This window comes from Phnomibacter sp. (assembly GCF_036803085.1).
In the GTDB taxonomy this organism is placed as follows: domain Bacteria; phylum Bacteroidota; class Bacteroidia; order Chitinophagales; family Chitinophagaceae; genus Phnomibacter.
Genome location: NZ_DAIRUZ010000001.1, coordinates 108724 through 130445 on the forward strand (window position 1 = coordinate 108724; position 21722 = coordinate 130445).

Genomic DNA, 21722 nt, shown 5'->3' on the forward strand with positions numbered 1-21722 from the left:
TCGGACTTCCCGTCTTCCCGACTTTCGGTCTTCTCTAAAAACTCCGATGCTCCTTCACCCATGCCAAAATGAAATCGGCAATATCATGTGTATTGGTGCCGGGCTGAAAGAGTTTGCCAACACCCATGTCTTGCAGGGTTTTGCTATCGTCATCAGGAATGATGCCGCCGCCGGTAAGCAGTACATCGTGCATGCCTTTTTCATCCATCAGGCTTTTGATGCGGGGAAAAACGGTCATGTGAGCACCGCTCAAAATGCTCACACCAATGGCATCCACGTCTTCTTGCAATGCAGCGTTTACCACCATCTCAGGCGTTTGGCGCAGGCCGGTATAAATCACTTCCATGCCGGCATCCCGCAGGGCAGTGGCAATAATTTTCGCTCCTCTGTCGTGGCCGTCTAATCCTACTTTGGCTACCAGTACCCGTATTGGTCTGTTCATGATGTACAGTTTTTATGCAGCAGCAACATGCTCACTCAGCAGGTTGCAATCGTTGTGTGCTGTTGTTACAAAGCTGCACAAAGGTAGGAGGCCAACTGCTTTCCGCCATTGCATTTACCCGCTGCTTCATTGCTTTCACCACAAATGGTCATCGCTGAAATGCGGCTACTGTCCAGCTATTTTACCTTTTAACCGATTTTGCCCGGGGAATACCGATTTTGTAGCAATTTGTCCACCAATTAAATATTCCTCTATGAGATCTACAACACAATGGTTGCTACCGGCAGCATTGTTGCTGAGCATGACTAGCATGGCACAGCGCAATGATAAAACGGCCGTAGTTGCCCCTCCGGCCGCAGCGGCAGACACCGCTAAAAAGGCTGCTCCCAAACCACTTTCTATTGCCGACAAAATCAAGTCGAGTAAAAAACACGCCGGCTTGTTTACCGTGTATCAGGATACTGCCACAGGTACCACGCAATTGTATGTACGCAAAGACCAGCTCGGTCAGGAATTCATTTACCAGAGCTTTTCACTGAGCGGCCCCACCAGTTTGTTCCTCAACCAAAGCATGCACCGCTCTACCCTCATTTTTGCTATCCGCAAAGTGTACGATAAAGTCGAGTTTGCAACTCAAAACACCAACTTCTTTTACGACCCCAACAATGCTGTAACCAAGTCGGCCAATGTGGATGTACAGGAAGCTGTTTTCTTGTCTGAAAAAATTGCCGGTGAAGATTCTACCGGTTACCTCATTGCCGCCGATGGTTTGTTTGTAGGCGAAAAACTCGATCCGGTGAAGCCGTTGAATCCTCCGGGTTTGCCGCCAACGGCCATTTTCAATCTGGGTGGCCTCAACCCCATGAAAAGCCGTGTGACGGGTGTGCGTAGCTATCCCAACAACACCGATGTGGTGGTGGATTTGGCTTACGACAACCCCATGCCTTTCAACCAGGGTGGTAAAGACATTACTGATGCCCGCTTCAATAAAGTGCGGATGCAGCACTCCTTTATTGAAGTGCCGAAAAATGATTTCCGACCCCGCCGCGACGATCCACGGGTGGGCTATTTTGGTTCGGAAATAGACGACATGACGTCTCTGTCACCAACGCCATTTAAAGACGTGATCAACCGCTGGCATTTAGTGAAGAAAGATCCGAATGCAGCCATCAGCGAACCGGTAGAACCCATTGTGTGGTGGGTAGAAAACACCACGCCTGTAGAGCTGCGTCCATACGTAATGGAAGCCGGCAACAAATGGAACGAAGCCTTTGAAAAAGCGGGTTTCAAAAACGCCGTGGTGATGAAGCAAATGCCGGATGATGCCACCTGGGATCCTGCCGATATCCGCTACAATGTGATTCGTTGGGTGAGCAGTGCCTATCCTTCGTACGGTGCCATCGGACCCAGCTTTACCAACCCCCGCACCGGCCAAATTTTGGGTTCAGATATTACCGTAGAATGGCGCAGCGGTGCCGGTACACCCATCCAAAGTGAGCTGTACGAAAAAGCTGCTGCTACTTCTTGGGAAGAAGCGTTTGCCCAAAACAAAACCGTACAGCAATTGCTGCCTGCCGGTGCCCACAAACATTGGGCTACCTGCAATATGGCGCAAGAGTTGGCCATGCAGTTTATGACCGGCGCCACTGCTGTAGAAGTGCTGGATGGAGATGCTGCTGAAGTGCCGGAAATGCACAAGCAGTTTTTGTATTACCTCATTTTGCACGAAATGGGGCATACACTCGGCCTTAACCACAATATGAAAGCCAGCCAAATGCTGAGCCCCGCCGAAGTACACAACAAGAGCATTACCCGCAGCCTTGGCTTGCAGGGTAGTGTAATGGATTATCCTGCCGTAAACGTATCGCTGGACCGCAGCAAGCAGGGCGATTATTACACCACCAAAGTAGGCCCTTACGATGTGTGGGCGATTGAATATGGTTACACGCCATTCAGTGCTGCAACAGAAGAGGAAAGCCTGAAGAAAATCCTGTCTCGCAGCAACGATCCCAAACTGGCTTTTGGCAACGATGCAGACGACATGCGTGGCGCCGGTAGCGGTATCGACCCCCGTGTAATGGTGAACGATATGAGTAACGATATGGTGGCTTATGCCGAAGATCGCTTTAAGCTGGTGAATACCATGCTGGGCAAACTCAAAGACCGTTACACAGACCCCAACGAATCGTGGGCTAAACTGCGCAGCCGGTATTATACTGTTATCAGCCAGCGTAGTCAAATGGCCGGTGCCGTGGCCAACTACATTGGTGGTGTGTATGTAGACCGCAGCTTCCCCGGACAGCAAAGCGGTAACAAACCATTTACACCAGTGCCTGTGGCGTATCAGAAAAAAGCCATGAGCCTGCTGGCGAAGAATGTGTTTGCGCCCAACGCTTTTGATGCCGATGCACAACTGTTTCCTTACCTGCAATCACAGCGTCGTGGTTTCGGTTTTTTTGGTGCTACCGAAGATCCTAAGCCACAAAACACCGTGATTGGTTTGCAAATGAGTGTTCTGTCTCGCATCCTCAATCCCGTAAGCTTGCAGCGCCTCAACAGCAGCAGCTTGTATGGCAATACCTACAGCGTAGCTGATGTAATGAGTGATTTGGTAGGCGCCATTTTTACCGCCGATTTAAAAACCGGTGTAAACCTGTACCGCCAAAACTTGCAAACAGAGTTTGTAAAAGGTGCCAGCGGTATTGCTACCACAGCTCCCGGCTACGACAATGCTTCTAGAGCCGCTGCATTGAGCACCCTCAAGAAAATTAAAACACAACTGGCTACTGCTGTAAGCCCCGATGAGCAAAGCCGTGCACACCGTGCCAATTTGCAATTCCTCATTGAGAAGGCATTGGCGGTGAAATAGAGTGGATCGGTTAATTAGTTGACTGGTTAATTAGGAAATACAGTCACCATAAAAAAACATCCCACTGGCGAAGGCTGGTGGGATGTTTTTTTATGTCAATGAGTGAAAGAAGTCAATGAGTGAATGAATTATAAAACTCCTTCTCCTCTGTGTTTACCTCAATCGCCTCTGTGGTAAAAACCTCACAACAAACTCAACGTATGTTTAATTCTTGCAATGGTTGCTTCTTTACCAATAATGGCAGCAATATCAAACACGGCCGGGCCAAACTTGCCACCCACCAGCATGATGCGGAAGGGCAACATCAGTTCGCCGGGCTTTAAGCCATTCACTGCAGCAATCTCTTTGAACGCATGTTCCAAATCAGCAGCCTGCCACAGTTGCGTCAGTTCATAGTTGCGGATGAGCTCAGTAAAGAACAAAGTCTTCTGTTCATTCCATTTTCCTTTGATGCTTTCAGTATCAATGCTGGCCGGTGCCTGAAAGAAAAAGCCTGACTGCTCGTAAAAATCATGGAGTAATGTGCAGCGTTCTTTCACCAAGTCAATCACTTGCAGTAATACCTGATCGTTACAATCAGTAATGCCATGCTGCGCCAGTACTTGTTGCACTTCAGGCAGCAGACGCTGTGCAGTGCTGCGCTTTATCCATTCGTGGTTGTACCACTTGGCTTTTTCAAAATCAAACTGTGCACCGGCGCTGTGTACCCGCTCCATGCTGAAGCGTTGTACCATTTCATCGAGGGTAAAAATTTCCTGTCCGCTGCCATCGTTCCAACCCATGAGTGCCAGCAGGTTTACAAATGCCTCGGGCAAAAAACCTCTTTCGCGGAAGCCTTCGGTGAATTCATTTTTCAAAGGGTCGGTCCAGTTCATGGCAAAAATGGGGAAGTCATATTTGTTGCCATGGCGCTTGCTCAGTTTGGCACCATCAGGACCCATAATCAGCGGCAAGTGAGCCCATGCAGGCATGCTGTCTTCCCAGCCCAGTTTCTTCCAGAGCATCAGGTGAACAGGCGCACTGCTCAGCCATTCTTCTCCACGAAACGCATGGGTAATTTTCATGAGGTAATCATCTACCACCACCGCCAAATGATAGGTAGGCATACCATCGGCTTTCAGCAACACTTTATCATCTACCTGGCTGGTATTCACATTTACTTCGCCACGCACCATATCCGTAAAACCAATTACTTCATCTACCGGCATTTTGATGCGCACCACATACGGAGTGCCTTCAGCAATCAATTCTCTGGCCGCTTCCAGCTCCATATTCAGGCTGTTGCGCATGTGTCGTCGAACCTGCTGGTTGTAGGTAGGCGAAGGGTTCTCCGGCGTTTTGTATTGCTCCCGCATGGCTTCAAGTTCTGCAGGCGTATCAAATGCATAATAGGCATCGCCCTGCTCTACCAAACGATGAGCATATTGCTGGTACATTTCCTTGCGTTCGCTTTGGCGATAGGGCCCATAAGCGCCGGGCTTCACCACACTTTCGTCGGGTTCGAGGCCGCACCATTTCAGGCAATCCAAAATGTAGGCTTCTGCACCGGGCACGAAACGGGTTTGGTCGGTGTCTTCGATGCGCAACACAAAATCGCCGCCGTGCTGGCGGGCAAACAGGTAATTGTACAATACGGTACGCACACCACCCAGGTGCAATCCACCCGTAGGCGACGGGGCAAAACGAACTCTTACTCTCTGACTCATAGGCGGCAAAGATAGTTTGTAGAAAGGAGTCAGGAAGATGGGAAGAAGGAAAGTCCGAAAGTTGGGAGTCCGGAGTCAGTAGACCGGAGTCCGAAGATAATAGCCTCCATTCTACATCACCTCTCCTTTGGAGAGGCCGGGAGAGGTAATGAAATGTCGGGAAGAGGGAAAGTCCGAAAGACTGAAAGTCAGGAGTCAGGAGTTTGTAGACCTGAGTCCGAAGATAATAGCCTCTATTCTACGTCACCTCTCCCTTGGGAGAGGCCGGGAGAGGTAAAATAGAAACCCTAAGTCTTACAACAAACAACAAACGATAAACGATAAACGACCAACCATCAACTACAAACCATCAACCACCAACTATCATCTATCATCTATCTTGCGCCCATGTTTTACTTGCATCATACACCGTGGTGGTTGCGCATGCTGTTTCCGAAAGGATTGCAGTGGCAGGGGCCGGTGTTGCAGGGCAACGAAGTGTACCTCACTTTTGATGATGGACCTCACCCCGAAGCCACGCCTTTTGTGCTGGATCAACTGCAAGCTGCAGGCATGCAGGGAACCTTTTTTTGCATTGGTAAAAATGTACTGCTGCACCCCGACATCTATCAACGCATTTTGGCCGAAGGGCATGCGGTGGGCAATCATACCATGCATCACCTCAATGGAAGAAAAGCTACTACGAGTGATTATGTGGCGGATGTGGATGCAGCTGCCGGCGTCATCGATAGCCAACTATTTCGTCCACCATATGGGCAACTGACCAAAGATGAAGCAACACAAATCCGTTCCCGATATCCTGACATGTCTGTGCTGATGTGGAGTGTGCTTACCGGCGACTTTGATACGAAGAAAAATGGGCAGCATTGTTTTGCTGCTGTCAAAAAACATACCCGTCCCGGCAGCATCATTGTATTTCACGATAGCGCCAAAGCCATGCCCCGCTTACATGAAGCATTGTCGCTTACCTTGGCATGGTTACAAGAAAAAGGCTTGCACAGCAAAGCCTTGCCATCTGTTTTTTAATGATGTCCGTAATCTTTTTCTCCCGCTTCAATAGCCATCGTTAACTGATTTTGCTTGGGCGGCAACGGACAAGTGGCAAATGGTGTAAACGCACAAGGTGGATTGATGGCCTTGTTGAAATCGAGCACTGTTTTGCCATTGCCATCGGGCATGGGAGCGTACAAAAAACGACCTGCACCGTAAGTGCTTTCACCATTGGTGTCATCTGCAAACAAGATGAACAATTCATCACCTTCGGTAAGTGCCTGCAGGCTGTACGATTGGCCATGCAGGGTAAACAACAACGTACCTGCTAATGGTTGCTCGTTGGTTTGCCCCAGCACATTGCTGATGGCAATGGTTTTGGGAAAAGCAGGCTTCATCAGTGTTGCCTGCACTTTGTACGTTGTGTCTGTTGCAAAACGATCTGTGCCGTGAAAAGCTGCCACAGCAGGGTGATTCAACTGCCGCAAACGGATACCCGTTTTATCACCCCGTTGAATGATGCTAAACTGCCAGTCGCCCATTTTCACCACGCTTGATATTCCCTTTTTTGCATCGAATACAATGCCTTGCGTAAATGTCTTTCCGTTAATATTTGCGGCTACGCCCGGTTTCAATTGTAGACTTACCTGAGCATCCGTCCATATGAACTCGCCAGATTTTGCATAAGGGAAGCTGGCCGGGAAAACAGTCTTGTTTTCGGCACTGCTGCCAAAGCTGTTGTTGCCTGGTTGCAACCACAGTAATCCTGCCAAATTCAACCATCCATCGGTTGATTTCAGGTAAGCGATTCTTTTACTTATCCATTGCTGCAATTCAGCATCGTAGGCAGGATTGCTGCGTTGAGCAAGTAAGCTGCTGCTGCAGATAACAGTGGTCAGTAATGTAAAGACGATTCGTTTTTTCATGCCAGTAAAACAAGTGCAGGGGCAAGATAGCGGAATTGGAAAAAGTTCATCAAAATGATGCGGTATTTCTCAGTTCATTGCGCTGATTTTGCTCATGTTTCTGCAAATAGCCGGCCGGTAGATTTGTTACTATAGCAATTCCGATAACCCCATCCCGCACTTGCGGCCTTGCTGTTGCTCGCCTTGCTTTCATCGTTCAGTTTCTAAGTAAAGAACGTTATGAAACGACCATTTGCCAATGCCTCATCGGGGCTTTCTGCCACCGATCCACGGGTGAAATTATTAGACACCCGCATGAAGAAAGAGAATTTTCGTCCGGATGCACTCATTGAAATTTTGCATGCAGCTCAAAATGCGTATGGTTATTTGCCCATGCCTGTGCTACAGCATATATCCAACAAGTTGCATATTCCTCCTGCACGGGTATTTTCTACCGTTACTTTCTATCATTTCTTTTCGCTCAAGTCGAGAGGAGATCATACCTGCCTGGTGTGCACCGGTACTGCCTGCTATGTAAAAGGTGCCCAGCAATTGCTGGATGCCGTGGAGCAAAGCTTTGGTATCAAAGCGGGTGAAGTGTCGGCCGATAACAAACTCGGCTTGCAAGTGGCCCGTTGCATTGGCGCCTGTGGTTTGGCGCCTGCTGTAGTGATAGACGAAGAAGTGCAGGCAAAAACCGATGGCCATCAACTCGTGGCAATAATTCATGAAAAACTGGAGGCATTATGAACCGGCAGGAGTTGACGGTGATGGCAGATCAGGCCAAAACAAAACACCATCATTTCAGTAAAAAAGTATGTGTGTGCTGTGGTACCAGTTGCATGGCTTCCAATGCAGAAAAAGTATTGGAACAAGTACAGCAAAATATTGATGCACTGGGTTTGAAAGACGAAGTAGAAGCCAACCTGACGGGTTGCATGGGATTGTGCAATCAGGGACCGCTGGTAAAAGTGTTGCCCGATCATACCATTTACCAAAAAGTGGAGCCGGAAGAAGTAGGTGACTTGCTGAAGGCACAGTTTGTTGACAAGCAACCGAAGAAAGATAAACTCTTGTTTGCCGATACCAGACCCGAACCTTTTGTGAATGCCAATGAGGATCCGTTCTTCAAAAAGCAACACAAAATTATTTTGAAAAATTGTGGTGTCATCAATCCGGAAGACATTGAAGAATACATAGCGTATGACGGGTACAAAGCTTTTGACAAAGCCTTGAACAGCATGCTGCCGGAAGATGTGATAGCTGAAATAAAGCACAGCCGTTTGCGGGGGCGTGGTGGTGCAGGTTACCCCACGGGTATGAAGTGGGAAACGGTGTACAAATACGTCAACAATCAGAAGTACGTGGTGTGCAATGGCGATGAAGGCGACCCTGGCGCATTTATGAATCGCAGTGTGCTCGAAGGCAATCCGCACAGTGTGCTCGAAGGCATGATGATTGCGGGTTATGCTGTGGGTGCCAGCAAAGGCTACGCCTACATTCGCGGTGAATATCGCTTGGCGATTAAGCGTTTTGAAACAGCCCTGAAACAAGCTAAAAAACTGGGCTTGCTGGGTAAAAATATTTTGGGAAGCAACTTCTCTTTCGATGTAGAGGTTCGCATTGGTGCAGGTGCATTTGTATGTGGTGAAGAAACCGCATTGATTGCTTCCATTGAAGGGAAAAGAGGTACACCAAGTCCGCGGCCGCCATACCCTGCAGAATGTGGTTTGTGGGGTAAGCCAACACTCATCAACAACGTAGAAACCTATGCCAACATAGCGCCGATTATTTTGAATGGCGGTGAATGGTTTAGTGAAACCGGAACGGCTAAAAGTGCCGGCACCAAAGTGTTTGCACTGGCCGGCAAAATCAAATACAGCGGCCTGATTGAAGTGCCGATGGGTACCAGCCTCCGCGAAATTGTGTTCGACATTGGCGGTGGTATTCCTGGCGATGGCGAATTTAAAGCGGCGCAAACCGGTGGCCCTTCGGGTGGTTGTATTCCGGAGCAACATTTGGATGTAGGCATGGATTACGAATCACTCATGAGCCTTGGCAGCATCATGGGTTCGGGTGGATTGATTGTGATGGACAAGAGCAGCGACATGGTGGATGTGGCTCGTTTCTTCATGGAGTTTTGTATGGATGAAAGCTGCGGCAAATGTGCTCCGTGCAGGGTAGGCACCCGCATGATGCACGACCTGCTGCAACGCATTGTAGACGGCAAAGGCACTCAACATGATGTGGACAGATTGCAAGAGTTGGCAGTGTATGTAAAAGAAGCCAGCCTCTGTGGTTTGGGTGGTAGTGCTCCCAATCCGTTGCTTAGCACACTCCGCCATTTTCCCGAAGAATATGCCAATCGCCTGGTGTCACCGGAAGTATTGATACATCAACATCTCGAACTGTAAAGCCACTTGTATATGCCCATCATTACTGTGTATATCAATGGACAAAAAATCCTCACCGAATCTGGTGTAACGATTTTGGAGGTATGCAAAGCCAATAACATACCGATGCTTACGCTTTGTCACCTCAAAGGCCTGCATGATATTGGTGCCTGCCGCTTGTGTTTGGTAGAAATAGAAGGTGTGAACAGATTGCTGAGTGGCTGTACCACACAGGTAGCCGACAACATGATAATACGCACCGATACCGACCGTATCAAGCGGTATCAACGCATCACGGTTGAACTGTTTTTTGCAGAGCGAAACCATGTATGTGCCGTATGTGTGGCCAATGGCAATTGCGAACTGCAACAAGCTGGCTATGCTGTAGGACTTGACCACATCCGTTATCCTTTTTTGTATCCGGAGTGCAACGTAGATACCTCGCATCCTTGGTTTGTGATGGATCACAACCGCTGCATTATGTGCACCCGTTGTGTGCGGGTTTGCACCCAAGTAGAAGGTGCCGGAAACTGGGGTGTGATGAACCGTGGTCATGATGTACGCATCATTTCCGATTTCAATACGCCTTGGGGCGAAAGCATTACCTGTACCGATTGTGGTAAATGTGTACATGCCTGCCCAACCGGTGCTATATGGCCCAAAGCCGTGGCACAAGGCCAACTCACAAAGTATCCGGAAATGATAGGAGAACTGGTAGAAAAAAGAAAACTGCTGCAATAGCTGCACGTTGTATTGCGCCAAAAACTGGAGCCAATGAAAAAGAAATTAGCCACTGTATGGTTGGGCGGCTGTTCGGGTTGCCACATGTCGCTGCTGGATATAGACGAACGCATTTTGGAAGTTGCCAAACTCGCCGACATTGTAAAGTGTCCCATTGTAGATGGAAAGCCTTTTCCTGAAGTAGACATTGCCTTGGTAGAAGGGTCGGTAACCAGCGATGAACACTACGAAGAAATATTACACATCCGCAAGCAGGCCAAAGTGTTGGTGGCCTTGGGCGATTGTGCCGTGATGACCAACATCACCGGTATGCGCAACTACTTTCCGCTGCAAGAGGTGATGGCTGCTGCTTACACGCATTCGCCCAGCAATGATGGTGAAGGAATGTGGCCCAATCATGCGGCCTTGTTGAAACTGCATGGTAAAGTGTTGCCCCTGCAATCGGTAGTAACGGTAGATGTAGTTGTGCCGGGTTGTCCGCCCAGCGCCGATACCATTTTTTATGTGCTATACGAATTGTTGAACGATCGCATGCCCGATTTAAGTACCGCTCAAAAATTGAAATATGGATAAGCCTGCAGCTAAAAAAATACTCATCTCGCCGGTCACCCGCATCGAAGGCCATGCCAAAATTACCATTGCACTCAAAGACAATGGCGAAGTAGATCAGGCGCAGTTTCATGTGAATGAGTTTCGGGGTTTTGAAAAATTTTGCGAGGGCAGAATGTATACAGAAATGCCCACCATTACGCCCCGCATTTGTGGCATTTGTCCGGTGAGTCATACCATTGCCAGTGTAAAAGCCTGCGAAATGATACAGGGCATTCAGCCTACGTACACAGCCAATCTGTTACGCCGGCTCATGCACATCGGGCAAAACATTTCTTCGCATGCTTTGTCGTTTTTTCATTTGTCATCTCCCGATTTTTTATTGGGCTACGATAGCGATCCGGCCAGCAGAAATATCATTGGCCTGGCTGAAAAATTTCCGGATGTGGCGTTGAAAGGTATTCGCCTCCGCAAGTTTGGGCAGGAAATCAGCGAACGCATTACGGGTAAAAAAATTCATGCGATGGGCATTGTGCCCGGTGGTATGAGCTATCCGCTCACAATAGATAACCAACAGGCATTGATGCAGTGGATACCCGAAGCGTTGGATGCAGTGCAGACAGGCATTCGCATTATCAAAGAATTTCATGCTGCCAATGCCGACATGATCAACAGTTTTGCTACGTCGCCTACCATGTACCTAGGTACAGTTGGCCCGCATGGCGAGCATGAATTGTATGATGGATTGCTGCGTTTTGTAGATGCAGAAGGCAATGTGTTGCAAGACCAGTTATCGCTTACAAGGTATCTGGAATTTATTGCTGAAAGAGCGGTGGAATGGTCGTACCTCAAGTATCCGTATTACAAACCGTTGGGTATCGAAAAAGGCATTTACAGAGTAGGGCCGTTGGCCAGATTGAATGTAGCCGACAGGATGAAAACACCGTTGGCTCAGGCAGAATTTTTACAGTTCAGGGCCTTGGGCAATGGACAGCCTGTGCATGGAACTTTCTTTTACCACTACGCCCGTTTGATTGAAACACTGGCAGGAGTAGAAGAAGCCGCCATGTATTTGCAAGACCCCGAAGTAACAGGTACGCATTTGCAAACATTGGGCAGGTGGAATAACGCAATTGGTATTGGTGCTTCAGAAGCTCCGAGAGGTACTTTGTTCCATCATTACGAAACAGATGACAGCGGCAAGCTAACGATGGTCAATCTGCTGATAGCCACGGGGCAAAACAATCCCTCCATGAACCGCTCCATTACGGATGTGGCCCGCCAATATGTGCATGGCGCTGATGTAGCAGAAGGCATGCTGAACAGAGTGGAAAGTGCCATTCGTTGCTATGACCCATGTCTGAGTTGCTCCACTCATGCCATGGGCAAAATGCCGATGCAAATTGACATCGTGAATGCCGGCGGCGAAGTGCTGCTGTCTTTACAGCGTTGATTCGTTGAGGATTTGTTGTAGCCACTGCTGCCAAAGGGCATAGGCCGCTTGTGCATGTTCTATGCAGGCGGGGCTGATGGCTGTTCCCATCTCAAACTGCTGTGCGGCTATGCGCAGCGTAAACCAATCAATCGGTTGCTGATACAAATTACGATGCAGCTGCATCAGCGTCACCACATCTGCCTGATGCGATTCGGCATGTGCAGGGGTGTCTTGTGGAGCGATAGCGGAGAGCAGTGCCGGTTCATTTTGTATGGCAGCATCTATCACCATCACGTGTTTGTATTGCTGCAATTGTTCTAGTACCTCAATGTGTAACTGATGCATGGTTTGTACGGTTACAAACGGATGTGCATCAGCGGCAATTTTGTCTGCCAGCCAATGGCCCACAGCATCATCGCCACGAAGGATGTTGCCAATGCCAATGCATAATATGCGGAGCGGAGTATTCATGTTTGCCGGGTAAAGATACAGTGGTTGATGGGCTGCGGGATGCGAAGGGGCACCTCGACGCAGTAGAGGCGTAGCCCGTAGCAGCCCGAACTACAGCTGAATCATGTTCTTTTGTTGACAGCCCCAAAAACACAACAGCCACCTGTGCTGTACAGATGGCTGCTGGCAGCAATAGCTGTACGTTATTTATTGCAAATGAAATGCGATAACGCTGTTTTTGTAAAAGGTTGGGGCATACACGATGCGTTTGCTGTCATCGTAGCCAATGTCGGCGGTGTTTATTTTTTCGTTGCGGTAGTCGAGCAGTTTTTCCACTTTGCCATCGGCATGCACATAGTAGATGACACCGGCCCAAGAGCTCACAATGAAATCTTTGCCGCCCACTCTCTCCACGCCATCGCTGCCGCCTTCGAGGCCTTCCGCAATTTTGCTGCGGTTTTGGCCATTGGCATCGAGTTTGTACAACACGCCATTGTCAAGTACAAAAATGCCATCGGGCTGCCACAGCACTCCGTTGGGGCGGGTAAAACCATCGGCAAAGAGGCTCACTTTGTCGCCTTCAATTTTGTGCACTTTCTTTTCCTGACTATCGCTTACATACACTTCGCCCTTGGGGCCAACGCTGATGTCGTTGAGAAAATTTGCTCCTTCAACAGGTATCTTTTTGATAATGGCGCCTTGCTTGATATCGATGATCACCACTTCATTCATATCGGCTACATACAGCAGGTTGCCATGCTGACCCATGCCCTTGGGTGCGTTCAGGCCTTTTACCCATTCTATGGCAATGGGTTTGCCATCGCGGCCGAGTTTGCCTATAGAACCATTGCCGTCTTTGCCCCCGGGAGCACCATCAATATTACTTACGTAGAGCACATTGTTTTTGGTATCTACAAGCACAGATTCGGGCACTTTCCAGGTGCTGTCGGTTTGCCACATTTTGTGCAGGGCATGCTGTGCTTGTGCGGTTGCAAAAAGGAAAATGGAGCAAACGGGAAGGAGTATTTTTTTCATATCAACAATTGAGCGGATGAACTGCAACTTACAACTATTGCGTATAACTTTTTGTTGGCCCGGCCTGGCCTTGGGCAAAAGAAAAAAGCCAATGGAGCGTCTAAACTCACATTGAATGATTTACTTAGACGTTCATTCTTTTTTCAAAACAATTGTATGAGAAAATACGCATGTATGTTGCTGGCAATGAGCCTGGCAGCGGGCCAGTTATCGGCACAAAAAAAGCCACTCGACCACAGTGTGTACGATGGTTGGGAAAGCATTCAGGAGCGGGTACTCAGCAACAATGGTGAGTACACGGCTTTTACGGTTAATCCGCAGGAAGGCGATGGCCGCTTGGTACTGGCCAACAAGGCCAACAGCTGGCGGTTGGAAGTGCCCCGCGGCTACATGGTGAGCCTGAGTGCCGACAGCCGCTATGCGGTGTTTAAAATTAAACCTACCTATCAGGAAACGAGGGATGCCCGCATTAAAAAGAAGCGCCCCGATGATATGCCCAAAGACAGTTTGGGTATAGTACAACTGGGTAGCAGCAATGTGCTGAAAATAGCCCGGGTGAAGGCGTACAAAATGCCCAGCGATGCTGGCGGCTGGATGGCTTACCACATGGACAAACCTTTGCCCGATACGGCCAAAAAAGCGCCGGTGGTTCCCAAAAATCCGCAAGCCGATAGCCTGCGCAAAGTGGTGGACAGCCTTACGGCATTGTTGCAAAAGTTTCCGGAAAAAGTGCAGCAGAAATACTTGAAAGATGCTGAAGGCTTAGGGCTGAATGCTGAAGGCTTGGATGCAGATGAACCTGCGGGTGCTGCAGCGGGTGGCGGCGATGCCGGCACCGAGCTGGTATGGTACGAGCTGGCCACCGGCAAAAAACTGACATGGAAAAATGCCCTCGATTTTACTACCGATAAAATGGGCAATAAACTGGTGATTAAAACGGCCAAAGTGGGCAAGGGTAATGCGTATGTGTTATCTGTAGATGTTGCTGCTGCCAAAGTGGATACGGTGATGACCGCCTTCAACGATGTAAAAAACCTGACGCTGGATGAGGAGGGTTTGCAGTTGGCTTTTGTAGCCGAAAGAGACAGCAGCGCCAAAGCCATCCAGAAGTTTTACAAACTGTGGTACTGGCGCCATGGCACCGATAGTGCCATGCTGATAGCTGACCGTACTACTGCCGGAAAAACCAACGGCTGGACGGTGAGTGAATTTGCCAACCTCAGCTTTAGCAAAAGTGGCGAACGTTTAATGTTTGGTGTGGCTCCTGTAATGCCACCGAAAGACACCACCGTGCCCGAATTTGAAAAAGCACAACTCGATATCTGGCATTATAAAGATGATTATTTGCAGCCCTATCAACTGCGTAACCTGACCCGTGAGCTCAACAGAAGTTACCTCACGGTGTATCATGTAGGGTTGAAAAAAGTGGTGCAACTCGCCGATCAGCAATTGCAGGACGTTAGACCAAGTGGCAACGGCGATGGCAAATGGTTTTGGGCGGTGGATGATAAAGCCAGCCGCATTGCCAGCCAGTGGGCCGGCCGTGGCAAAGGAGATATGTATGTGATAGACCCCGTTACAGGAAGCAAGCAATTGGTAAAAGCCGGTGTAGATGGCATGCCCATGGGCACCAGCATGGATGGTACTACTTTGCTGTGGTATGAAAATGGGGACAAGCAATACCACACATGGAAGGATGGCAAAGAATTTGTGCCCTCCAAAGGCATTAAAGTAGCCTTGTATGACGAAGACAACGATGTGCCCGATGATCCTTCTCCTTATGGCGCTTTGAGTTGGGAGAAAGATGGTTCTGCTTTGTATGTATACGACAAATACGATATCTGGAAACTGGACCCAATGGCTGCTAAAGCGCCAGAGATGATTACCGGTGGTATTGGCCGCAGCTACAAGTGGACCATACGCTGGCAAAACCTCAACCGCGAAGAAAATTTCGTAGAGTCGGGCAAGCCTTATCTGTTTACCATTTTCAACAATACTGATAAAACCGCTGCCATTAAATGGCAGGCTATCGGAAAGCCATTTGTGCTGAACAAAATGGCGCAGCAAACATTGCCTACCCGTCTGGCTTCTTTTGTAAAAGCGAAGGATGCTGATGTGCTGAGTTTCAGTACGGAGAACTATCAGCAAACACCTGACATTCGGGTAGCTACGCTGGCTGATGCCGTGAGTCAGCCCATGCAGGCCGTTGTGCTTTGTCAGCCCAATCCGCAGCAAAGCCAGTACCTGTGGGGTACAGCAGAGCTGATTGAATGGAAAGCTTACGATGGCAAAATGACGCAAGGCATTGTGTACAAGCCGGAAAACTTCGATCCCAAAAAGAAGTATCCGATGATCGCCTATTTCTACGAAACATTGAGTGATGGTTTGTACAGCTACACTGCACCTGCACCTACACCCAGCCGCTTGAACATTCCGTTCTTTGTGAGCCGTGGTTATGTAGTACTGGCGCCAGATATTCATTACCGCAAGGGTGAGCCCGGACAGAGTGCTTACGATTACATTGTGAGTGGTGCCCGCCACCTGGTAAAACTGGGTTATGTAGACAGCACCAAGATGGGTTTGCAAGGCCAAAGCTGGGGTGGTTATCAAACCGTGCAGCTGATTACTATGACTAAATTGTTTGCTGCTGCATGGGCTGGTGCGCCTGTGGCCAACATGACCAGTGCGTATGGTGGCATTCGTTGGGAGAGTGGCCTCAACCGTCAGTTTCAATACGAAAAAACGCAGAGCCGCATTGGGGCTACTTTGTGGGAGCGTCAAGATTTGTATTTGAAAAATTCACCGCTGTTTCATTTGCCTAAAAACAAAACACCGTTGGTGGTAATGCACAACGATGCTGATGGTGCCGTGCCTTGGTATCAGGGTATTGAGCTGTTTACCGCCATGCGTCGTTTGGGTCAGCCGGTATGGTTGCTGCAGTATAACAATGAAGCCCACAACCTGGTGGAACGCCGCAACCGCAAAGACATTCAGATTCGGGAGCAGCAGTTCTTCGACTGGTTTTTGAAAGGCGAAAAGCCAGCCAAGTGGCTCACAGAAGGCGTGCCTGCCACCATGAAAGGCCGCGATTATGGATTGGAATAATGTTGTTGTATCCTAATATAAAAAAGAGGGCGTTTGCCCTCTTTTTTGTTTACATAGTCCTTGTCTCGGGAGAGAAGGATTTGGTGGAAGACCGGAGACAGAAAATCAGATAGTCGGGAGTTGAAGGTCCGGAGTCCGTAGATGGCAGACTACTCTACGGCACCTCTCCTTTGGAGAGGCAGGGAGAGGTAAAAAAAATGTGATGCACCCATCAGTAATCTGTAGTCAGTGGTCGGTTGTCACACAGCATTTACGCAAACCACTTGTCTTTCATTTTAAGCAGTGGCTGCTCAATGAATTTGAAAGACAGATGAGCCACGCCAATGGCCAGGGCGGTGTACAACACAATTTTCACAACCCATACCTGATGCTGCAAACCAGCCAGCGGGCCGAGTGCTTTGAAGTTGATTTTACTCCAGATATACGGATTGAAAATGTACTTGGTGAAATACACTGACACTGGAATATGGTAGAGATAAATACCATAGGAAATGCGGCCCAGGTACATCACCCAGCGCAGTTGTAAAAAGCGGTCGATGATGGCAAACTGAATCCTGTGGTAGTAAATTTTTACCAACCAAAACGTAGCGATGCAAGGTGCAATCACATACATCGACCTGTGCGGAATGGTCAGCGAAAGTATCAACACAATGACGCTGACAGGCTCCAGCCATTTGAGTTGCAACCAGCGATGCGGTACAGGATTTTTTTCGCAGAGTAAGGCTGCTAACCCGCCAAGTGCCAATGCATACGCCCTTGGAAACAAACCTAAATAGGTGTAGCCTTCACGCATGGGAAAAACGAGAAATACCATTTGCAACCAACCCAACAAAATGATGCTTCCTAAGGCCGCAAGTAACCATTTGAAACGCTGGCGCAGTAGCAAAATGAGAAAGGGCCAAATGATGTAAAACTGTTCTTCTACACACAACGACCATACATGTATGAAGGGCATGCCTTTGAGTCCTTGCTCCGCAATGGTATAGTTGAACGTGTAGGTAGAGAGCGGTACAATGTATTTGTTGGCCCATGGGTCGCCGGTGAAATACAGGATGCCAATCACCAAATAGTAAATCGGAAAAATGCGCAGGGCTCTGCGGCCGATGAACTTTTTGTATATGCTACCAATGCTGCCGCGGCTGTCGTAAATGATGCGGGTGATGAGAAAGCCGCTTAACGCAAAAAACAATTCTACACCAAAGTAACCGGCAGACATACGGTTGCCAATGGAGTAGGCAAAATGCTGCAGCAATACCAATGCAATGGCGATGAAACGAATACCGTCGAACTGTTTGATGTAGCGCATGCTGCTCATAAATGGCGGCAAACTTACAGGAAATGCTTGTGCACCCTGTTGTTTACAAAAAACGACCCATATGGCTATCCTTGCATTTCTTCAGGTCTTGCGGCAGGCCGGCAAATACCAAAGTACCACCGCCATCACCGGCTTCCGGGCCGAGGTCTATCACCCAATCAGCATGTTTGATGACATCGGTATTGTGTTCAATTACCAAAATGCTGTGGCCTTGGGCTATGAGTGCATGAAAAGAGTTGAGCAGTTTTTGAATGTCGTGAAAATGCAGGCCGGTGGTGGGTTCATCAAAAATAAAGAGCACATGACCGGCACTTTTTCCTTTGCCCAAAAAGCTGGCCAGTTTTACCCGCTGTGCTTCGCCGCCACTCAATGTATCGCTACTTTGTCCCAGTTTTACATAGCCAAGACCCACATCACTCAATGGTTGAATGGCAGCTAAAATAGCTTTCTGATCGGCAAAAAAAGCAATGGCTTCATCCACACTCATTTCGAGTACATCGAAAATGTTTTTTTCGAGATAGGTTACTTCCAGCACTTCGTCTTTAAAGCGTTGGCCTTTGCAGCTTTCGCATTGCAAATGCACATCGGCCAAAAACTGCATTTCTACAATTTGTTCGCCTTCGCCTTTGCAGGTATCGCAGCGGCCGCCATCTACGTTGAAGCTGAAATGCTTGGGTTGAAAGCCGCGAATTTTACTGAGCGGTTGTGCGGCGTACAAATCACGGATGGCATCCCATGCTTTTACATAAGTAACGGGGTTGCTACGGCTGCTTTTGCCGATGGGGTTTTGATCCACCATTTCAATAGCGGTGATGCTATCGATATCGCCGCTTATTTTTTTATGTGCTCCTACTTTATCGCCGTATTCACCTTTTATTTTTTGCAGGGCGGGATACAAAATTTGTTTGACCAACGTGGTTTTGCCACTGCCACTTACACCACTCACCACTGTGAGTACGCCCAGCGGAAAAGTGACATCAATATTCCGCAGATTGTTTTGCCGGGCACCTTCTACTGTAATGCTTTTCTTCCACTTGTGCAGCTTGGCAGGGCCGGTTATTTGCATAGCGCCATTCAGGTACTGGCCGGTCAGGCTTTTGGGGTTAGCTGTGAGTTCGGCATAGTTGCCGGCGGCTACCACTTCGCCGCCCATGTGGCTGGCCAGTGGGCCCATGTCAATGATGTAATCGGCTTCCCGCATCATCATTTCATCGTGCTCTACCACCACCACCGTGTTGCCCAAGTCCCGCAGGTTTTTCAGCACCTGTATCAGGCGTTTGGTATCGCGGCTGTGCAGGCCAATGGATGGTTCATCGAGTATGTACAACGAGTTGGTAAGGTTGCTGCCCAGCGAACGGGTAAGTTGTATGCGTTGGCTTTCACCACCGCTCAGCGTGTTAGCCAAGCGGTTGAGGGTAAGATACCCAAGACCTACATCCATCATGGTTTGCAGGCGTACTTCCAGCTCCATCAGTAGGCGTTTGCCCACTTCAGCATCGTATTCACTCAGGCGGAGATGTGCAAACCACTGCTGCAAATCACGGATGGGCATTTCACAAAGTTCGCCAATGTGTTTGCCGCCAATTTTTACATACAAAGCTTCTTTGCGCAGCCGGTAGCCATCACATTCGTGACATTGGGTGCGGCCACGGTAGCGGCTCAGCAGTACCCTGTATTGTACTTTGTACAGGTTCTGTTCTACTTCTTTAAAAAAAGCATTGAGGCCATCAAAATAGGCGTTGCCCGTCCACAGCAGTTTGTATTCGGCAGGCGTTAAATCATGCACCGGTTTGTGGATGGGAAAATTTGATGCCTTGGCCGCCCGGATAAGCGCCTTGTTCCATTCGCCCAGTTTTTCGCCCCGCCAGGGGGCTATGGCACCCTCGTATACACTCAGGCGTTTGTCGGGTATCACCAGGTCGGGGTCAATGCCCAGCACTTGTCCAAAACCCTCGCAGGTAGGGCAGGCGCCAAAAGGATTGTTGAATGAAAACAGGTTGGGTACGGGTTCTTCAAACTGCATGTCATCCAGCTCAAAACGGTTGCTGAACGAGAGCATTTTGCCGCTGTTGATTTCCAGCTGGCAGCTGCCTTCCCCTTCGTAAAAAGCCGTATCCACAGAGTCGGAAATGCGGTGCAAATCGTCTTCATCAAAATCCCGAATCACCAGTCGGTCCACCAACACATAGCCGGGCGTTTTGGCCGTCATCTTTTTATCAAAAGCGGCAATTGCTGTGTCGTCTTCCAGCAGGTCTTCTATGCGCAGGGTTTCGTCTTTTACATATACCCGTGTAAAACCCTTTTGCAGTAAAATATTCAGTTCTTCCTTGGTGTTGCGGTTGGCATGTTTTTTAAACGCCACCAGCAGCAATACTTTATCGCCTTCGGGCAGTGCTTTGATGCTGTTGATGACATCTGTGACATCATCTTTTTTCACCTCGCGGCCGCTTACTGGCGAAATGGTGTGGCCAATGCGGGCATACAGCAGGCGGAGGTAATCGTACATTTCCGTCATGCTGCCCACGGTGCTGCGAGGCGTACGGGTGATGACTTTTTGCTCAATAGCAATGGCAGGGCAGAGGCCTTTGATGTAATCCACATCGGGCTTGTTCATGCGCTGCATAAACTGCCGGGCATAGGCACTCAGGCTTTCAGCATAACGGCGCTGGCCTTCGGCAAAAAGAGTGTCGATGGTAAGGGAAGATTTGCCTGACCCGGAAACGCCGGTTACCACCACTAGTTTGTTGCGGGGGATGGCCACATCCACATTTTTCAGGTTGTGGGTACGGGCACCTTTTATGAAAATATGATCTGCTGGTTCGATGGCGGTTTCAGCGGGCTTTTTTCCCTTTTGTGACACTTTCATGCGGTATTTGCGTATAAATTCTTTAGCTTGCTCTCAAATCGGTGTCGAAACAATAACGCCCCGGCCGGTTAGCAACTTCGAAGATAATTCTAACAGACGGGCTGTTTTTTTTGTTTTAGCATATTTTTTGCAGCACCAATAAAATACCTGGCTGGGTTACGCACTATTTTCATTCTTTACCAAAAAGCATTTGCCTATCGCAATCATTTCTACTCTACTTTCTATTCACCACTTAAAGGGAGAAATGATGCTTTCTTACGCTAATCGTTCCGATTCGCAGCTGATACACGCCTATCACAATGGCGATGGTTTTGCTTTGGAAGAACTTGTCAGCCGGCACAAAGACAGGGTGTACACCTCTATTTTATTTCTGGTAAAAGACAAATACCTCGCCGAGGATTTGTTTCAGGATGTGTTCATCAAAATCATTGACACCATCCGCCAAAACCGCTACAACGATGAAGGCAAATTCATCAGTTGGGCCATGCGCATTGCCCACAACCTGTGTGTCGATCATTTCCGCAGGGTAAAGCGTAGCCCCACGATGATTAATGGCGAGGGCAAAGATGTTTTTGACTGGCTGCATTTTTCGGATGAAACTGCTGAGAGTAACATGATGCGCCGCCAAAGCCACGACCGGGTACAACGGATGCTGGAGCAATTGCCCGAAGAACAAAAGGAAGTAATTGTATTGCGCCATTACGGCAACCTTAGTTTTAAAGAAATTGCAGAGATTACCAACTGTAGTATCAACACTGCTTTGGGCAGAATGCGTTATGGCCTCATCAACCTGCGCAAACTGATGACGGAGAAGCAAATTTCTTTATAAACATTGGTGATAAAATGTGCCCGATTTTGAGGTTTTGTAAACATCATTTCGGTGTAACATTGCATTACAAAATTTGCAGTTAGTTATTGACA

Annotated in this window: 16 protein-coding genes; 9 read left to right on the plus strand and 7 right to left on the minus strand. The window is 48.6% G+C overall.

Annotated elements, in window-relative coordinates; all coding sequences use genetic code 11:
• Positions 1–34: 34 nt before the first annotated feature.
• Entirely contained in the window at positions 35–442 is a 408-nt protein-coding gene (locus tag V7Q13_RS00440; protein ID WP_333798712.1) for a cobalamin B12-binding domain-containing protein, read from the minus strand.
• A 253-nt stretch (positions 443–695) separates the two neighbouring features.
• On the opposite strand from V7Q13_RS00440, the gene V7Q13_RS00445 reads away from it, so the two are divergent.
• A complete protein-coding gene (locus tag V7Q13_RS00445; RefSeq protein WP_333798713.1) occupies positions 696–3311 on the plus strand; it encodes a zinc-dependent metalloprotease in 2616 nt (871 codons plus the stop codon).
• 182 nt (positions 3312–3493) lie between these two features.
• On the opposite strand, the gene gltX is transcribed toward V7Q13_RS00445, so the two are convergent.
• Positions 3494–5017, minus strand: coding sequence for a glutamate--tRNA ligase (gene gltX, locus V7Q13_RS00450; protein ID WP_333798714.1), 1524 nt, complete (start codon positions 5015–5017; stop codon positions 3494–3496).
• Positions 5018–5404: 387 nt separating this feature from the next.
• Between gltX and V7Q13_RS00455 the strand changes: the two genes are divergently transcribed.
• The gene (locus tag V7Q13_RS00455) at positions 5405–6043 is read left to right on the plus strand and encodes a polysaccharide deacetylase family protein (protein ID WP_333798715.1); all 639 of its coding nucleotides are present in this window, start codon (positions 5405–5407) and stop codon (positions 6041–6043) included.
• Here the strand turns inward: V7Q13_RS00455 and V7Q13_RS00460 are convergent.
• The gene (locus V7Q13_RS00460) at positions 6040–6933 is read right to left on the minus strand and encodes a DUF1684 domain-containing protein (protein WP_333798716.1); all 894 of its coding nucleotides are present in this window, start codon (positions 6931–6933) and stop codon (positions 6040–6042) included. The two genes, V7Q13_RS00455 and V7Q13_RS00460, sit on opposite strands and share 4 nt — an antisense overlap.
• A 219-nt stretch (positions 6934–7152) precedes the next feature.
• Between V7Q13_RS00460 and V7Q13_RS00465 the strand changes: the two genes are divergently transcribed.
• Genes V7Q13_RS00465 through V7Q13_RS00485 form a run of 5 tightly spaced genes read left to right on the plus strand, consistent with a single transcriptional unit; the run spans position 7153 to position 12048 of the window.
• A complete protein-coding gene (locus V7Q13_RS00465; protein WP_333798717.1) occupies positions 7153–7662 on the plus strand; it encodes an NAD(P)H-dependent oxidoreductase subunit E in 510 nt (169 codons plus the stop codon).
• On the plus strand, positions 7659–9326 hold the full coding sequence (locus V7Q13_RS00470) for a NuoF family protein (protein WP_333798718.1): 1668 nt from the start codon (positions 7659–7661) through the stop codon (positions 9324–9326). The genes V7Q13_RS00465 and V7Q13_RS00470 overlap by 4 nt, the downstream gene beginning before the upstream one ends.
• Positions 9327–9338: 12 nt before the next feature.
• On the plus strand, positions 9339–10046 hold the full coding sequence (locus V7Q13_RS00475) for a 2Fe-2S iron-sulfur cluster-binding protein (protein WP_333798719.1): 708 nt from the start codon (positions 9339–9341) through the stop codon (positions 10044–10046).
• Between the two features lie 33 nt (positions 10047–10079).
• Positions 10080–10619: a hypothetical protein gene (locus V7Q13_RS00480; RefSeq protein ID WP_333798720.1), complete on the plus strand. Its 540-nt coding sequence runs from the start codon at positions 10080–10082 to the stop codon at positions 10617–10619.
• Positions 10612–12048 (plus strand): Ni/Fe hydrogenase subunit alpha, encoded by a 1437-nt coding sequence (locus V7Q13_RS00485; protein ID WP_333798721.1) that lies wholly within the window; start codon positions 10612–10614, stop codon positions 12046–12048. Before V7Q13_RS00480 ends, V7Q13_RS00485 begins: the two co-directional genes overlap by 8 nt.
• Here the strand turns inward: V7Q13_RS00485 and V7Q13_RS00490 are convergent.
• Together V7Q13_RS00490 and V7Q13_RS00495 are read right to left on the minus strand one after the other, a co-directional pair.
• On the minus strand, positions 12037–12501 hold the full coding sequence (locus tag V7Q13_RS00490) for a hydrogenase maturation protease (RefSeq protein WP_333798722.1): 465 nt from the start codon (positions 12499–12501) through the stop codon (positions 12037–12039). The two genes, V7Q13_RS00485 and V7Q13_RS00490, sit on opposite strands and share 12 nt — an antisense overlap.
• Before the next feature lie 186 nt (positions 12502–12687).
• The gene (locus V7Q13_RS00495; protein WP_333798723.1) at positions 12688–13515 is read right to left on the minus strand and encodes an SMP-30/gluconolactonase/LRE family protein; all 828 of its coding nucleotides are present in this window, start codon (positions 13513–13515) and stop codon (positions 12688–12690) included.
• A gap of 156 nt (positions 13516–13671) precedes the next feature.
• On the opposite strand from V7Q13_RS00495, the gene V7Q13_RS00500 reads away from it, so the two are divergent.
• A complete protein-coding gene (locus V7Q13_RS00500) occupies positions 13672–16620 on the plus strand; it encodes an alpha/beta hydrolase family protein (protein ID WP_333798724.1) in 2949 nt (982 codons plus the stop codon).
• A 250-nt stretch (positions 16621–16870) separates the two neighbouring features.
• Here the strand turns inward: V7Q13_RS00500 and V7Q13_RS00505 are convergent, their stop codons facing one another.
• Complete coding sequence (locus tag V7Q13_RS00505) at positions 16871–17926, minus strand: acyltransferase family protein (RefSeq protein WP_333798725.1); 1056 nt, start codon at positions 17924–17926, stop codon at positions 16871–16873.
• 52 nt (positions 17927–17978) lie between these two features.
• Entirely contained in the window at positions 17979–20801 is a 2823-nt protein-coding gene (gene uvrA / locus V7Q13_RS00510; RefSeq protein WP_333798726.1) for an excinuclease ABC subunit UvrA, read from the minus strand.
• Between the two features lie 244 nt (positions 20802–21045).
• Between uvrA and V7Q13_RS00515 the strand changes: the two genes are divergently transcribed.
• Entirely contained in the window at positions 21046–21630 is a 585-nt protein-coding gene (locus V7Q13_RS00515) for an RNA polymerase sigma factor (protein ID WP_333798727.1), read from the plus strand.
• Positions 21631–21722 lie beyond the last annotated feature (92 nt).

Bases quoted from the DNA above. Each gene is read 5' to 3' on its own strand.
- V7Q13_RS00440 (WP_333798712.1), bottom strand. From the start codon at position 442: ATGAACAGACCAATACGGGTACTGGTAGCCAAAGTAGGATTAGACGGC.
- V7Q13_RS00445 (WP_333798713.1), top strand. From the start codon at position 696: ATGAGATCTACAACACAATGGTTGCTACCGGCAGCATTGTTGCTGAGC.
- gltX (WP_333798714.1), bottom strand. From the start codon at position 5,017: ATGAGTCAGAGAGTAAGAGTTCGTTTTGCCCCGTCGCCTACGGGTGGA.
- V7Q13_RS00455 (WP_333798715.1), top strand. From the start codon at position 5,405: ATGTTTTACTTGCATCATACACCGTGGTGGTTGCGCATGCTGTTTCCG.
- V7Q13_RS00460 (WP_333798716.1), bottom strand. From the start codon at position 6,933: ATGAAAAAACGAATCGTCTTTACATTACTGACCACTGTTATCTGCAGC.
- V7Q13_RS00465 (WP_333798717.1), top strand. From the start codon at position 7,153: ATGAAACGACCATTTGCCAATGCCTCATCGGGGCTTTCTGCCACCGAT.
- V7Q13_RS00470 (WP_333798718.1), top strand. From the start codon at position 7,659: ATGAACCGGCAGGAGTTGACGGTGATGGCAGATCAGGCCAAAACAAAA.
- V7Q13_RS00475 (WP_333798719.1), top strand. From the start codon at position 9,339: ATGCCCATCATTACTGTGTATATCAATGGACAAAAAATCCTCACCGAA.
- V7Q13_RS00480 (WP_333798720.1), top strand. From the start codon at position 10,080: ATGAAAAAGAAATTAGCCACTGTATGGTTGGGCGGCTGTTCGGGTTGC.
- V7Q13_RS00485 (WP_333798721.1), top strand. From the start codon at position 10,612: ATGGATAAGCCTGCAGCTAAAAAAATACTCATCTCGCCGGTCACCCGC.
- V7Q13_RS00490 (WP_333798722.1), bottom strand. From the start codon at position 12,501: ATGAATACTCCGCTCCGCATATTATGCATTGGCATTGGCAACATCCTT.
- V7Q13_RS00495 (WP_333798723.1), bottom strand. From the start codon at position 13,515: ATGAAAAAAATACTCCTTCCCGTTTGCTCCATTTTCCTTTTTGCAACC.
- V7Q13_RS00500 (WP_333798724.1), top strand. From the start codon at position 13,672: ATGAGAAAATACGCATGTATGTTGCTGGCAATGAGCCTGGCAGCGGGC.
- V7Q13_RS00505 (WP_333798725.1), bottom strand. From the start codon at position 17,926: ATGCGCTACATCAAACAGTTCGACGGTATTCGTTTCATCGCCATTGCA.
- uvrA (WP_333798726.1), bottom strand. From the start codon at position 20,801: ATGAAAGTGTCACAAAAGGGAAAAAAGCCCGCTGAAACCGCCATCGAA.
- V7Q13_RS00515 (WP_333798727.1), top strand. From the start codon at position 21,046: ATGATGCTTTCTTACGCTAATCGTTCCGATTCGCAGCTGATACACGCC.